This window comes from Actinomyces massiliensis 4401292 (genome assembly GCF_000269805.1).
In the GTDB taxonomy this organism is placed as follows: domain Bacteria; phylum Actinomycetota; class Actinomycetes; order Actinomycetales; family Actinomycetaceae; genus Actinomyces; species Actinomyces massiliensis.
The window spans coordinates 463,101-478,136 of the sequence record NZ_JH711481.1; the positions used below are offsets into that span (position 1 = coordinate 463,101).

General features: G+C 68.0%; 11 protein-coding genes. 7 read left to right on the forward strand and 4 right to left on the reverse strand.

The genetic code is table 11. The annotated features are described in order from the left end of the window. The first annotated feature begins 136 nt into the window (after positions 1-136). The 3 genes from W5W_RS0101970 (at position 137) to W5W_RS0101980 (ending at position 3,723) form a co-directional block, all read left to right on the forward strand. Entirely contained in the window at positions 137-748 is a 612-nt protein-coding gene (locus tag W5W_RS0101970) for an NAD(P)-dependent oxidoreductase (RefSeq protein ID WP_017194135.1), read from the forward strand. Between the two features lie 147 nt (positions 749-895). Beyond that, positions 896-1,744, forward strand: coding sequence for a hydroxymethylpyrimidine/phosphomethylpyrimidine kinase (locus W5W_RS0101975; protein WP_017194136.1), 849 nt, complete (start codon positions 896-898; stop codon positions 1,742-1,744). A 245-nt stretch (positions 1,745-1,989) separates the two neighbouring features. Next, entirely contained in the window at positions 1,990-3,723 is a 1,734-nt protein-coding gene (locus W5W_RS0101980) for a DUF5635 domain-containing protein (RefSeq protein ID WP_017194137.1), read from the forward strand. A 218-nt stretch (positions 3,724-3,941) separates the two neighbouring features. Here the strand turns inward: W5W_RS0101980 and W5W_RS0101985 are convergent, their stop codons facing one another. Continuing rightward, on the reverse strand, positions 3,942-4,733 hold the full coding sequence (locus W5W_RS0101985; RefSeq protein WP_017194138.1) for a hypothetical protein: 792 nt from the start codon (positions 4,731-4,733) through the stop codon (positions 3,942-3,944). 846 nt (positions 4,734-5,579) lie between these two features. Here W5W_RS0101985 and W5W_RS0101990 point away from each other — a divergent pair. The 3 genes from W5W_RS0101990 (at position 5,580) to W5W_RS0102000 (ending at position 9,396) form a co-directional block, all read left to right on the forward strand. Further along, positions 5,580-5,861: a metal-sensitive transcriptional regulator gene (locus tag W5W_RS0101990; protein ID WP_017194139.1), complete on the forward strand. Its 282-nt coding sequence runs from the start codon at positions 5,580-5,582 to the stop codon at positions 5,859-5,861. A gap of 24 nt (positions 5,862-5,885) precedes the next feature. Then, the gene (locus W5W_RS0101995) at positions 5,886-6,149 is read left to right on the forward strand and encodes a heavy-metal-associated domain-containing protein (RefSeq protein ID WP_017194140.1); all 264 of its coding nucleotides are present in this window, start codon (positions 5,886-5,888) and stop codon (positions 6,147-6,149) included. 121 nt (positions 6,150-6,270) lie between these two features. After that, the gene (locus tag W5W_RS0102000) at positions 6,271-9,396 is read left to right on the forward strand and encodes a heavy metal translocating P-type ATPase (RefSeq protein WP_017194141.1); all 3,126 of its coding nucleotides are present in this window, start codon (positions 6,271-6,273) and stop codon (positions 9,394-9,396) included. A gap of 177 nt (positions 9,397-9,573) precedes the next feature. On the opposite strand, the gene W5W_RS0102005 is transcribed toward W5W_RS0102000, so the two are convergent. The 3 genes from W5W_RS0102005 to W5W_RS0102015 form a co-directional block, all read right to left on the reverse strand. Next, positions 9,574-10,815 carry an ATP-binding protein gene (locus W5W_RS0102005; protein ID WP_029574010.1) on the reverse strand — a complete coding sequence of 414 codons (1,242 nt, stop codon included), beginning with the start codon at positions 10,813-10,815 and terminating at the stop codon, positions 9,574-9,576. A gap of 652 nt (positions 10,816-11,467) precedes the next feature. Then, positions 11,468-11,722, reverse strand: coding sequence for a Txe/YoeB family addiction module toxin (locus tag W5W_RS0102010; RefSeq protein WP_017194143.1), 255 nt, complete (start codon positions 11,720-11,722; stop codon positions 11,468-11,470). Continuing rightward, positions 11,723-11,974: a type II toxin-antitoxin system Phd/YefM family antitoxin gene (locus W5W_RS0102015; protein WP_008732372.1), complete on the reverse strand. Its 252-nt coding sequence runs from the start codon at positions 11,972-11,974 to the stop codon at positions 11,723-11,725. Between the two features lie 223 nt (positions 11,975-12,197). On the opposite strand from W5W_RS0102015, the gene W5W_RS0102020 reads away from it, so the two are divergent. Next, a complete protein-coding gene (locus tag W5W_RS0102020) occupies positions 12,198-14,984 on the forward strand; it encodes a lysylphosphatidylglycerol synthase transmembrane domain-containing protein (RefSeq protein ID WP_017194144.1) in 2,787 nt (928 codons plus the stop codon). Positions 14,985-15,036 lie beyond the last annotated feature (52 nt).

Below are 15,036 nucleotides of genomic sequence, written 5' to 3' on the forward strand. Positions count from 1 at the left end.
TGAAGTACTTGGTATATGAAACATACCGTGTCCGGTATTGCGGGCGCTCCGGCCATCGCCCTCGCGATTGCCCGCACACTCGCACGCACCCGCGCAGACCCGCGCTCAACCGCGCTCAGGAGAATCAGGAGAACCCATGAGGATCACCGTCATCGGAGGAAGCGGCACCACCGGATCGGCCGCCGTCGCCGAGGCCGCCCGCCGCGGCCACACCGTCACCTCGGTCACCCGCTCGGGCAGGCACGTCGAGGGCGCGGCCGCCGACGTCATCGCCGAGCTGGCCGACGCCGCCGCCGTCGAGCTCATCAACGACTCCGACGCCACCATCATCGCCATCTCCCCCGACCGCACGGGCGGCTCCACTCAGCCCGTGATCGACGCCTTCAAGGCGCTCATCGCCGCGCAGCCCGCGGGTCGCGTCATCGTCGTCGGCGGGGCCGGATCGCTGCTCGACGCCGATGGGCGCCGCCTGGTCGACAGCCCCGACTTCCCCGAGGACTACCGCGGCGAGGCGCTGGCCTTCGCCGACGTCCTCGAGCTCTTCCGCGCCGCCGGCGATGCCGTGGCGTGGACCCTGGTCTCGCCCGCGCCGGGCTACCCGGTACCGGAGTCGAGCGGTGCCTATGTCAGCGGCTCGGACTCACCGGTCGGCGACACGCTCTCCGCCGCCGACATGGCCCTCGCCCTGATCGATGAGGCGGAGAAGGACGCTCATCGAGGGATCCGCTTCACTGTCGCCAGCGCCTGAGCGCGCTCGCGTCGAGGTCGACTTCTTCGCACGAGATCGACGGTGACACCGTCGATCTCGTGCAGGAATGTCGATCTCGTGCGAGGAGGCGGAGGCGGCAGGACCACTCGATTGGCCGCGGGACGCCGCCGGAGGCACGCTAGTGGCATGACAGCCGCTACTGACATTACTGACATTACCGACGCCCCCGAGCGGGCCGTTCCCCCCATCGCCCTGGCCATCGCCGGATCGGAGGCCTCCGGCGGCGCCGGCGCCCAGACGGACCTCAAGACCTTCCACCAGTTGGGCGTCTTCGGGTGCACGGCCCTGACCTGCATCGTCTCCATGGACCCGAAGGCAGGGTGGGACCATCGCTTCGTACCGGTGGACCCGCAGGTCATCCACGACCAGATCGAGGCCTGCGCGACCGTCCATACAGCGATCGACGCCGTCAAGGTCGGCATGCTCGGCACCGCCGCCACGATCGACGTCGTCGATGCCGCCCTGGAGGAGTACCGGTTCCCCAACGTGGTCCTCGACCCGGTGCTCATCTGCAAGGGCCAGGAGTTCGGCACCGCACTGGAGGTGGACAACGCCCTGCGCTCCAAGATCCTGCCGCGCGCCACCATGACCACCCCCAATCTCTTCGAGTCGGCCACACTGGCGGGCATGGAGGAGATCACGAGCGTCGCCCAGCTCAAGGATGCCGCCAAGCGCATCCACGACCACGGCGTCCCCAATGTCCTGGCCAAGGCGGGCCCGAGTCTGGGAACCGGCACGGCACTGGACGTCTTCTACGACGGCGAGGTTCTCGAGGTCCTCGAGGTCCCGGCCGTCGGGACCAAGCGGGTCCACGGCGCAGGCTGCACGCTCGCCGCCGCCGTGACCGCCGAGCTGGCGAAGGGCGCGACGCCGCTGCAGGCCGCCATCACGGCGAAGGAGGTCGTCTCCGCCTCCATCGGCATGCGAGGCAACATCCCCTTCACCTACGTCTACCAGGGCTGGTACCAGGGCTGACGGAGGCCCGCGTCGAGATCGGTCCGCTTCCGCGCCGAGATCGGTCGTACTCCGGCTCGAGATCGGTCCGCTTCCGCATCGAGATCGGTCCAGCACGAATACGACCACCCGACACGGGCTCGGAACAGGACCGGGGCCGCAGGACCCGCCGACCGGAAATCATCACGGATCCGCCCACATCGCAGAACCGTGTTGATTTAGCACCCCCCTAAATCAACATTCGGCAAGATCACGGGGAGAATCAGATGCGCCCAACCGGCCTGGACCGACGAGACCAGCTGCGCAGCGCCGTCGACGCCATCCTCGCCTCAGAGCGGGACGGCGCCATCACGAGGACCAATGAGACCGCCTCCATCGACTTCAAGGAGGAGGCCGGACGGCGCAACGGCCCGAATCTCGAGCCGGGAAGCACGGAGAACCCCCATGCCGCCACCAAGCTCGCCAACGAGGTCGCCTGCATGGCGAACTCGCCGGGAGGCGGCGCCCTCATCTACGGCGTCGAGGACGGCACCGGCGCGGTCCTGGGAACCGAGCTGAATATTGACTGGCTCTGCCAGCGCATCAACCAGGCGATCGATGTCGCCCCGGACATAGAGGAGCGGCGCGTAGGAGGTCAGCGCGTCCTCATCCTGTACGTGGCCGAGTCCCGCGAACCAGTGCCGGACACCTCTGGCCGCCTGCGATGGCGCGTCGGAGACTCGTGCAAGCCCGTGGATCGCTCCGAGTGGTGGCTCCACCGCGAGCAGGCACGAGAGCACGACTCGATGGCGGACCGCTCCACCCTCACCACAGACGCCGTGACCGCTGGCGCCATGGCCCTCGTGCGCACCGACCTCCAGGCCGACGATTCCGAGACGAATGCGGACATCCTGCGCCGGATCGCAGCACTCCGTTCGGACGGCCACCTCTCGCAGGCGGCGCGTCTGACCCTCACACCGGCACGAGCAACGCTCATCGACCTCACGGTCCTGGACGTCCACGGAGGCGCCGTCACCAACCGGATCGAGCCCACCCCCTCACTGTCGCTACTCGAGCAGATCGACGACGTCGAGCAAGCTCTGACCGCGCTCAACACCTACTCGACACAGCCCTCTGACCGATTCGCCCTATCCCCGCAGCGCCTGGTCCCGCAGACGGCGGTGCGCGAGGCGATCCTCAACGGAGTCATTCACCGCGACTGGAATTCGTCCGAGCCGACCGAGGTCCGCTGGATCTCAATGGACTCCACGCTCGTGGTGCGCAGTCCCGGCGGGTTCACCGGCGGGATCAGCGCCTCGAACGTCCTGAGCAACCGGCATGCGCGCTACCCCGCACTGGCGGATCTTTTCCGCGCCCTGTCGCTGGTCGAGAAGCAGGGGCTCGGAGTCGACCGCATGTACACGGCCATGATTCCCCTCGGACACAGGCCGCCCACCATTGTCGAGGAGGCCGGCCCGCACGTGACGTGCACGCTCGTCGGCGGAGACCCCATCCTGCCAATTGCAGACCTGTTCAACCAGATCCGTCCGCTGCCTCGACGCCGGGACACACGCGTGGCCGTCATCGTCGATCTCCTCCTGCACTCCCCCTTCACCACGCCGGAGGCTGTCGCCATGGCCCTGCAGACGGATGTCAAGGGAACGCATGCGGCACTGCGGGCAACTGCGCAGTGCACCGTGGCGGACACCCCGCTCATCGAGAGGTACACCGCCGATGCCTGGCTTCTGGAGGAAGAGCCGCGCAGGATCGCCATGCCCGCCCGCAAGGCCCCCTGGTTCGCCGACGTCGTCGGGTACGCGTCAACAGATACCGATGAGTGCCGGACGACCATCCGCCTGTGGTGCCGCGCCTTCAAGAAGATCAGCACCGGCGACCTCATGCGGCTGACGGGGGTCTCGCGCGGCACTGCGCAGAAGATCCTAACGACGATGAGCGATCAGCAGGAGCTGCATCGCACCGGCTCGGGTCGAGCCACCTCCTACCAGCTTGCAGGAGCATGAGACGTGCAGGGCCCGCCGACCGGAAATCATCATGGATCCGCCCATATCGCAAAACCGTGTTGATTTAGCGCCCCCCTAAATCAACATTCGGCGAGATCGACTTTTTGGGACGAGATCGACGGTGTCACCGTCGATCTCGTCCCAAAAAGTCGATCTCGAGGTGGGCCCACCAGGCGCGCGCCAGACGCACGACAGGCCACGACAGGCCAGGCGCGGACTTACCTGAGGAAGCTCCAAATGATGAAGAACAGGAGAAGGATGAGCCACCCGAAGTAGGAGCCGGATTTGTTCTTCTCGGGAGGCCTGGCGAACTGCGGGGGTCGAACACCGGCCTGGCCGCCCCGAACACCCTGACCGTAAGACCCCACCGGCGCATACGGGTTGGCACCCGCGGGCGTCACCGGCCAGGCGGGAGCGCCCGACCACTGCGGCCCGCGACCGTAGGCGGCCGACCGACCTGGGGCACTTCCGTAGGGCGTCTGCGGTACCGGTCCGCGACCGTAGGCGGCCGACCGACCCGATGCACTTCCGTAAGGCATCTGCGGCGAGGGCATGCGCGGCTGCGCGGGAGAGCCTTGCTGCATACGGGAGCTCCGCTGACGTCGACCGGACCCGTACCCGGACCCATACCCAGCCTGCGGCTGTCCACCGGCGAAGCGCCCATAGCCCGACGACGAGGCGGCCTTCTGCGGCTTCCGAGGAGTTCCGCGCCGCATGGCGCGCAACTGCTCCTCCGCCCGGGCGCGCAGCGCAGCCGTCGGATCGGAGTGCGCCCCGCCGTCAGGACTCTTCCCATAGCCGCGCGAGGATTCGCCCGCCTGCGCCCGATGGTCGGAGGACTCGGAAGACTCATAAGACTCATTGAGTATCGAGACGTCGAACAGCGGTGAGCCCATGAGCGGATCGCCCAGCACGGAGCCGAAAGGGGCTTCACCGATACCCGGATCACCGGGCTCCCAGCCTATGGGCGCCCAGGAGTCAACATCTGCGTGAGCTGTCGGTGTGGCCATAGGACCAGGATCTCATACGCCGAGATCGGTCCGCTTCCGCGTCGAAATCGGTCCAGATCCGCCTCGAGATCGGTCCGGTTCTGTGTCGTGATTGTGGTGTGTCAGGACATCTGAGGCAGGGTGCGTACTCGACTTCGGGTGGTGGTTCCCGGTGGGGTGCTCCTCGGGGGACTCGACGGCGAGGTCGAGGATCCCGGTGCCCGCGTGTACCTGGGGCGATCGTCACCGCATTTGCTCAGCATGAAGAACCTTGTCCTGATGCCCGTGCCTGCCGGGGGCGGCGGGTGTTGCACACTCGCGTGCGCTCTGCATCGGTGGGAACCGCGTAATCATGCGGAACAGCAAAGTCAGTAGCGGTCATGGTCGGGCTCCCATGTGCGCAGATCCCCCTCACCGCACATGGGAGCCCGACCACCAGACACCACGCCCACCAGAAAAGCCTGTCATTCCAACAAAAACCAGCCGCCGTCCTGCAGGGACCCCGGTCTCCCATGTGCAACACCAACGACAACCACACCCACCAGGCACACCACACCCCACACAACCAACCCACCACAAACTCCAACCGGAACCGGACCGATCTCGGCACGGAGTACGACCGATCTCGGCACGGAGTACGACCGATCTCGGTGCGGAACTCGACCGATCTCGGCACGGAGTGCAACTGATTTCGGCGCGGAACCGGACCGATCTCGGTGCGGAATACGACCGATCTCGAGAAATAGAATGAGGTACTCGCAGGCACCGCACCAGACGGACCGCCCTCATTGACTCCCAATTGACTCCCATACCCCCTAGGGGTACTGTCGAGCGCACTCCGCCAGACCGAGGAGGAAACGAGAGCGAATGGCCGGCTACACGGGCACCAAGGACGACTACCTCAAACGGCTGCGCCGCATTGAGGGCCAAATCCGCGGCATCTCCCGTATGGTCGAGCAGGACACCTACTGCATCGACGTCCTCACCCAGGTCGCAGCGGCCACCAAGGCTCTGCAGGCCGTCAGCCTGGGACTGCTCGAGGACCACATGAGCCACTGCGTCATCCACGCCGCCCAGTCCTCCGACGCCGAGGGCCGGGCCAAGATCCGCGAGGCCTCCGACGCGATCGCCCGCCTCATACGGTCCTGAACGCACAATCGAAGGAGCACCGCCATGTCCGAGTTCACCGCCGACGGCACCGACCGCACCACCACCCTCAAGCTCTCGGGCCTGACCTGCGACCACTGCGTCGCCCATGTCACCGAGGAGCTCAAGAACCTCGACGGCGTCAAGAACGTCTCGGTCGTCCTCAACAAGGGCGGCCAGTCGGTGGCCTTCGTCGTCTCCGACGTCGTCCTGGACGATGCCGCCCTGGCCGCGGCCATCGATGAGGCCGGCGACTACACCCTCAACGCCGTCGAGCGCGACATAGCCTGACCGGGCCGATCAACCAGCCGTCCGACGACGGGCCGGTCGCGGCGCATGCGGCGCGACCGGCCCGTCTTTCCGCCCGGGTGCGCCCGGGGTCCAGCACTTGAGTCCAGGAGTCCGATCCGCCATGAGTCATTCCAGCGGCTCACCCCTCACCGACGCCAGCGCCTCCGTACGCGCCGCGCGCACCATCGACCTGGCCGTGGAGGGCATGACCTGCGCGTCCTGCGTGGCGCGCGTGGAGAAGAAACTGTCCAGGCTCGACGGCGTGAGCGCCAGCGTCAATCTCGCCACCGAGTCCGCCCGCGTCACGGCGCCCGCCGGCATCTCCGACGACGATCTGCTGGCCGCCGTCGCCCGCGCAGGCTACACGGCCCGGCTCAAGAGCGGACTGGCGCCTGCCGCGCCCACTGCAACGTCGAGTCCCTCAATCCGGGAGGCCGCAGCGCACAAGCTCGACAAGGCCGCAGCAAGCCCGGCCGCAGAAACCACAGCCGCAGACCCGGCAGTCCCAACCGCCTCCAATAGCACCGCCTCGCCACTGGCCAACAGCGCCGACAGCCCTCAAGGCCCAGCCGGCGCCGAGCCGGCCCGAGCCCCGCTCGCTCTGAGCACCCGAAGCACCCAGAACACCCAGAACACCACGGCCTCCCCCGCCCTCGAGCCCGCAGCTCCGGCAGACCCAGCAGCCCCGGCAGACCCAGCGGCTCCGACCGCCCAAGCCGCCCCGGCAGCCCCGGCCGCCCCGCGCATCGGGGACTCTCAGCTCGCCCGGGCCGCCGACCTGCGCCTTCGCCTCGTCTATAGCCTCGTCCTGTCCGTCCCGGTCATGGCGATCTCCATGATCCCGGCCCTCCAGCTGCCGGGTTGGCAGTGGACCGTCGCCCTCATGGCGCTGCCGGTGGCGACTTGGGGCGCCTGGCCCTTCCACCGGGCCGCGGCCCGCGGCCTGCGCCACGGCGCTTTCACCATGGACACGCTCGTGTCGCTCGGCGTTGTCGCCGCCGTCGGCTGGAGCCTGTGGGCGCTCATCTGGGGCGGCGCCGGGGAGATCGGCGCACGCATGACCATGGAGTTCCTGCCGCGATATCAAGGATATCAGGGCCACCAGGGACATGCGGCGCACATGTACTTCGAGTCGGCCGCCTGGGTCACCACCTTCCTCCTGGCCGGACGCTACGCCGAGGCGCGCGCCCGCTACCGCTCCGGCGATGCCCTGCGCGCTCTGCTCGAACTGGGCGCCAAGGAAGCCACTCGGGTGCGTCTGACCTCGCCGTCGGGCTCCACGGCCGCGATCGATGTCCTGGACGACGACGGCGCCCCCCGCGCCGACGCCGCCCGCACCGAGGAGCGCGTGCCGGTCGATGCCCTCCAGCCGGGCGACCTGCTGGCCGTGCGTCCCGGGGAGAAGATCGCCACCGACGGGGTGGTCGTCGAGGGCCGCTCCGCCGTGGACGCCTCCATGCTCACCGGCGAGTCGGTGCCCGTCGAGGTCGGGATCAGCGACGCCGTCACCGGCGGCTGCGTGAACACATTCGGGTCGCTGCTGGTGCGGGCCACCGCCGTCGGGGCGGGCACGACCCTGGCCCGCATCGGGGCGATGGTCACGGCCGCCCAAGCCGGCAAGGCCCCGGTGCAGCGCCTGGCCGACCGCATCTCCGGCGTATTCGTCCCGGCCGTGCTCATCGTGTCGGCCATGACTCTCGCTGTATGGCTGGGGCTCGGCTATCCGGCGCAGCAGGCCCTGACGGCGGCCGTCGCCGTGCTCGTCATCGCCTGCCCGTGCGCGCTGGGTCTGGCCACGCCTACCGCCCTGCTGGTGGGCTCGGGGCGCGCGGCCAGGCTCGGTGTCGTCATCAAGGGACCCGAGGTGCTGGAGTCCAGCCGCGCCCTGGACACGATCGTGCTGGACAAGACCGGCACGGTCACCCGGGGGCGCATGAGTCTGGAACTGGCCGACGACGACGCCATCACGGTAGCGGGAGGCCCTGACAGTCCAAGCAACCGTGAAAACCTTGGCGGCCCTGACGGCGCTGACAGTCCTGGCAGCGGCAATGACGGTAACGGCCCTGATGGCGTTGACGGCGCTGGTAGCACTGCTAGCACCGACCGCTTCGAGGCGCTGCGCCTGGCGGGCGCGCTCGAGGCGGCCAGCGAGCATCCGGTGGCCGCCGCCATCGCTCAGGCCGCTCGCGCCGCCGCAACAGAAGGCACCACGAGGGCTGACATCACTGATGATGCTGGCAACCCTGACAACGCGGATAACGCTGCCAACGCCGATAACCCTGACAACCCCAACAAGCCCGGCAACCCTGACAACACTGACATTGCTGACATCCCTGATATCCCCAGCATCCCCGACATCGCTGCCGGCACGACCGGCACCGGGTCTGCGTCAGCGTCAGCAACGGTGACTGCGACAGCATCTGCCCACCTGCCCCATGTGGAGGACTTCGCCAACCATGAGGGCCGGGGCGTGACCGGCCGCGTGGAGGGCCGTGAGGTCGCCGTCGGTCGTCCGACCTGGATCGCCGAGCGCGGGATCGCCATCCCCGATTCGCTCAATGACGCCGTGGCGACCGCCCAGGCGTCGGGCGCCACCGCCGTCGTGCTCGCGGCCGCTCCGCACCCCGGCGAGCGCGAAGGCGTTGGGGCGAACGGTGAGAGCGGAGCTCTGCGCGCGCTCGCCGTGCTGGTGGTGCGCGACACTGTGCGCCCGAGCTCGCGCGCCGCGATCGCCGACCTGCGCGCGCTAGGGGTGCGGCCGATTCTGCTCACCGGCGACAACGCCCGCGCTGCGGCGCACGTGGCGGCCGAGGTCGGGATCGCAGCCGAGGACGTGCGCGCCGACGTCCTGCCGGGCGACAAGCGCGACGTGGTCGCCGAACTGCAGGAGCGCGGGCACGTCGTCGGCATGGTCGGCGACGGCGTCAACGACGCGGCGGCCCTGGCGCAGGCGGGTGCTCGCGGCCTCGGCTTCGCCATGGGGTCGGGCGCCGATGCGGCTATAGAGACTGCTGACATCACGCTCGTGCGCACCGATCTGGATGCGGTGGCGGCGGCGATCCGCATCAGCCGGGCGACGCTGCGCATCATCAGGCAGAACCTGTTCTGGGCCTTCGCCTACAACGTGGCGGCGATCCCGCTGGCGGCGGCCGGTCTGCTCAACCCCATGATCGCCGGCGCCGCCATGGCGGCCTCCAGCGTCATCGTGGTGACCAACTCCCTGCGCCTGCGCCGAGCCGGCGCGTAGCCGCACCGCGCCCCTTTCGCCGAGATCGGTCCGCTTCCGGCTCGAGATCGGTCGCACTCCGCACCGAGATCGGTCCACCTCCGCCTCGAGATCGGTCGCACGCGTGAGGATGAGCCCGCATCGTCAGCCGCCCAGGCACAGACCGACTCAGACAGCAGATCTCACGCCCTGCAGCCGTCACTGCTCCGCCGCAAGCAGCCACTCCACGAGATTGCGATGCTCAACGCCGTCGTGGCCAAAGCTGAGCGGGTCGAGGCTGAGAACGAGCTTCGGATGGTTATCAGAGATGGCGAGAAGGGCGCCGAACTCACGGCGCCGCGTCTCCTCACTGGCAAGGAGGTAGCTGACCTGGACGTAGAGCATCTTTGTATCGCGGCGGGCGACGAAATCGACCTCCTGAGCGCCGGCACGCCCGACACCGACCGTCCATCCCCTGCTAGTGAGCTCGTTGTAAACAATGTTCTCCAGAACAAGTTCGATCGCTGTGGAGTTGGACAGACCCATCGCCTCCCGCAAGCCGTGGTCCACCACGTAGTACTTCTCCTCAACAGCGAGGATTCTCTTGGAGGTGAGGTCGTGGCGCGGGACGCGGCTGAGGAGGAAGGCCTCCGTGCAGTACGTGAGGTAGTTGAGCACGGTATCGACACTGACGGTGCGGCGCTCGCTGCGCAGGAACCGACTGAGCGAGTTGGCGGAGAAGGTGCGTCCGATATTCGCCAGGCAGTACGTGACAATGCGGTGGAAAAGGTCCACGTCCCTGATTTGGTGGTACTGAATCACATCCCGCACGAGGGCCGAGTCGTAGACGCTGCGGAGATAGGTCATGGACGCCTCCCGTCCGCCGCGGAAGTACCGCAGGCCCGGAAAGCCCCCAAGGGCAAGGTAGTCCTGGAAAAACTCCTGGTCCGACGCCGACGCCCTTTCCGAGGCGGTGAGGTCGAGACGACGCAGTGCCCGATACTCGGCGAAGGCGAGCGGCTGAATGTGAATCTCGACGTACCGGCCGGCGAGGTGAGTGGCTAGGTCCCCGGAGAGCATCCGGGAGTTGGACCCTGTGAGGTAGATATCGCAGTCCCAATCCACCCGCAACGTATTGACGACTCGCTCCCAGCCCGGAACCTGCTGTACCTCGTCGAGGAAGAAGTAGGCACGCGCAGCGCGGTCAGGCGCCTGGGCAGTGAGGTGGTCGAGCAGCTGCTCGGGAGTGCGGATGGCCAGGCCGACGGCGGACTCGAGGTTGAGCCGGACCGTCTGGGCTCGTGGATGGTCCTGGCAGATCTTCTGAGCGATAAGGTCGAGGATGGTGGACTTTCCGCTGCGGCGCACTCCGGTGAGGACCTTGATGACAGGGGTGTCGGCGTATGGCGTGATGCGGTCGGTGTAGCGAGGGCGAGGAACAATCTGGTCGGACTCGGGCATGGCATCCTCCCGTCGACTACGATCGACAAAGTTGGCCTGATCGCGATTCTCATCGATCATAGTCGACAGACCTCCCACCTTTTCCCTGCGCCGAGCCGGCGCGTAGCGGTGAGTAGCCGCCGCACCCGCGCCAGTAGTACCCCACCCACCCCTTTCGCCGAGATCGGTCCGCTTCCGGCTCGAGATCGGTCGTACTCCGCACCGAGATCGGTCCACTTCCGGCTCGAGATCGGTCCGCCTCCGCATCATGATCAGGAGACCCACACGAGCCGAGTCTGGGCGCCCTGCCCAAGCAGCCCTGAGCAGCCCTGAACAGTCGGCCTCCCTCCGCATGCATGAAGCCCGGGGCCAGCGGATGCCGCGTCCTACGCAGCGGGCGGAGCCGACATCACACGCGTGAGCCCGTGGCAGGCCGCGATGGGCGGCCTGGACAGTACTAGTGCCGACGCCGCACGCGTGAGGCCCGGGATCGAGTGCGCACTTCGAAAGCCGACAACCCCCAGCGCCTGAAGCCGGAAAAATCCGACATTCGATGTCGGAATTTTCCGACATCGAATGTCGGATTCCCCATCCTGCGGATTCGACGCTTCCCAACCGACGGGCTCACCACCCACGTCCCGACAGCCCTCCACCAAAATCGACAACCCTCACATCAGTAGTGGTAACGGGCCTGGAGGATTATCAGATCATCACCATCAACGAGATAGACGAGGCGATGCTCGTCGGTGATGCGCCGCGACCATGCTCCGGGCGCACCGTATTTGAGTTGCTCAGGTTTCCCGATGCCGGAAAGGGGCTCACGCAGGCATGCGTCAATGAGCGTATTGATCCGCTTGAGAATCCGGCGATCCGCCGTCTGCCAGTGCTTGTAATCCTCCCAGGCCGACGGGTCCCAGACCAGGCGCACTCAATTCTCCCGGTCGAGATCGTGAATCTCTGTCCGACCGGCACGGGCCCGCTCGTAGGAGTCCAGCAGTCTGCGAGCATTCTCGGGAGAGCGGAACAGGTATGCGGTCTCCTTCCACGCCGCGTATTCATCAGCCGACATGAGGACGGCCGCACCACTTCGGGAGACGATCTCCACGGCATCGCGATCGGCATTGACGCGCTCAATGAGCGGGAACAGCGTTCTGCGCGCCTCGCTGGCGCTGATGGACATGCGCCACCTTCCATTCCACATAAGCAGTTGGCACAAGCGGTACAAGGTAACGGTACCACTCATCATGGCGATCTCAGGGCGGTCGCCAACCACCTTCGGCCGCCCAAGCCCCCGTGAGCCCCGCCCTCTCGCCCCGCACTCCTTGCGCTTCCGCCGCCGGGCTGTCGCGCGGGTCATGCGCCGCGATGCGCAGAGCGCCTGGCCTCACCCGTAGACTTCTGCTATGACATCCGCCCTGCCCCCAGGCCAGCAGGACGCCGGCGCCGCCACAACCGCATCGACGCCCGCGACCTCGCCCGTCGGCATTCCACGGATCGGCCTCACCCCCGTCTTGCCGAAGCGTCCGGCGCCATCGGCCGCATCGACGCACCGCTCATCCACTCTACTGGTGGATGCCGCGCCCCACCGCCTGCGCCGCAACGAGGACCTGCTCGATATCGCCCTGATTATCGTCGGCGCCGCCTCAATGCTCATTCTGGCCGCCTACGCCCACGAGACGACCACCGGCGTCACCCTCGATGTGCGGAACGCCCTCGCAGTCCTGCTGCGCCAGATCCTGATATTCCCCTTGCAGACGGTGGAGGGCCTGGCGACCTTCGCCGTGCCCGTGGCGGTGATCCTGTCCAACCTGCTGCGCCGCTCCTGGCGCACCACCGGTGAGTCTCTCCTGGGCGGCCTGGGCGGATTCCTCCTGTCCCTGGCGACTCTCACCGTGGTGGGCGCCTGGGCACCCACCGCGATCGTGTCGGGGCTGACGGTCACCGTCTCGGGCACTGCCCACGTGGGCATCTCCACGGTCTTCGCAGTCCTGGCGGGCCTGCTCACCGGCGCCGGCGAGCGCCGGGCCTCGCAGACGGTGCGCTACGGCTGGACCGCCGTGTGGATCATCGTCGGCATGGCCGTTCTGCGCGGTGCGCTGACCCTGCCCGGTGCGGTCCTGTCCATGATGCTGGGCCGTCTTCCGGGCCTGGTGGTCCGCTATGCGTTCGGCGTCGAGGATCGGCGCGCCCACGGCATCGCCCTCGTGCGCGCCCTGCGTCGAGCCGGCATCGACGCCGCCCGGGTGGTGCGCATGGATCGCGCGCCCGAGGCGAGCGCCTGGACGATCGAAACCGACACCCCGCTGGGCTACACCGAGCGGGTGCGGGAGACCCCCTTGACCAGGCCGGCCGTCCTGCCGGAGATCGACGACGACCACACGAATCCGCTGACCGCCGACCCGGAGCCCTCCGATGATGCCGGCGAGCCCGACGGCGTCGCCACGGCGCTGCTCCCGGAGGAGACCGCGACGATCGCCCGGGCCGACGACGTCGACCTGACGGCGGTCCTGGCGGAGGCCTCCTCGGCGGCACTGACCGAGGGCCGCCCCTCGGTGCACCGGCTCTACGCCGTATGGGACACCGCGGGCACTCGCTACGACGTCACCATCCTGGACACCGACCGCCAGGTCGCCGGTTTCATCTCCACCCTGTGGGACCGCATCCGCATCAAGGGGCTGTCGACCGAGCTCGGCCTGTCGGTGCGCTCCGCAGCCGAGCATGCCGCGCTCATGGCCCTGGAGGCCCGGCGCGCCCGCGTGCGCACGCCGGCGCCATTCGGAATGGCCGAGGCCGACGAGTCCGTCCTGCTGGTGACCGATCACGTCGTCGGCGCCCGCGCCTTGAGCTCCCTCGACACGATCTCCAACGACATCCTGGAGCAGCTGTGGGATCAGCTGGGCCGCGCTCACGCCGCAGGCCTGGCGCACCGCGCCATCGACTCCTCCACCGTGGTCGTCGATTCCGCCAGCCGCGTGTGGCTCCTGGACTGGGATTCGGGCGAGACGATCTCCTCCGAGTTGTCGCGGCGCATGGATCTGGCCCAGGCCCTCGCCCTGACGGCGTCGGTGGTCGGTGTGGACCGAGCCATTGCCGCGGCCTCCCGGTCGTTGACGACCCCGCAGCTCGCCTCCATCGCACCGATGCTCCAGCGCGTCGTCCTGCCCGCGGCCACCCGCGACGCCCTGGGACGGCGCGGTCGGCTCCTCCAGGAACTGCGGGACGCCCTGGTCGATCTGACTCCCACCGCCCACGCCGAGCCCGCCAAGCTCACCCGGTTCTCCGCGCGCACCGTCATCATGGCCATCGTCGGCCTCATGGCGCTGTGGACGCTGCTGGCCCGCATGAACTTCGAGCAGATCAACGAAGCCGTCGCCACGGCCAACGTGTGGTGGATCCTCGCCGCCCTCATCTTCTCCCTGGCGACCTACGTGGGCGCCGGCCTCGCGCTGGCGGCATTCAGCCCGGTGCGTCTGAGCGTGTGGCGATCGACGGAGGTGCACCTGGCCAGCTCGGTGGTCGCCCTGGTGGCTCCCGCCGGCGTCGGCGGTGCCGCCATCAATCTGCGCTTCCTGAACCGCAAGGGCGTGCCCACCGCCGTATCCGTGGCCACCGTCGCACTCGTCCAGGTCGTGCAGTTCCTGGTGACGGTTGTGCTGCTCATCATCCTGGCCGCGATGACCGGGCAGTCCACCGGCCTGACCCTCCCCTCGGGGTGGCTCGTGCTGGGGGCGCTCGCACTGGTGGCCGTCATCGGCTCGGCACTGCTCATTCCACGGGTGCGCACCTGGGTGTGGGGGAAGATCGAGCCGACCTACCGGCAGGTGTGGCCGCGGCTGGTGTGGATCATGTCGAATCCGCTGCGCCTGGCGCTGGGCGTGTGCGGCACTCTCTTGCTGTGCCTCAGCTACATCCTGTCCTTCGGCGCGAGCCTGTGGGCCTTCGGCTACACGCTGCCCTTCTCGGTTCTGGCCATCACCTACCTGGCCTCCAATACGGTGGGGTCGGTGGTTCCCTCACCGGGCGGTATCGGCCCGGTCGAGATCGCCCTGACGGCCGGTCTCGTGACGGCCGGTATTCCTAGCGGGGTAGCCCTATCCGCCGCAATCGTCTACCGTCTTGTTACTTTCTGGATACCGATTCCCACGGGCTGGTTGAGTCTTCAGCGTCTCCAACGGGTCGGCGACCTGTAACAAGAGTGCGGCCTGTCGCTGCCACTCCCCCTTGCATGCCCTTGCTATGGTA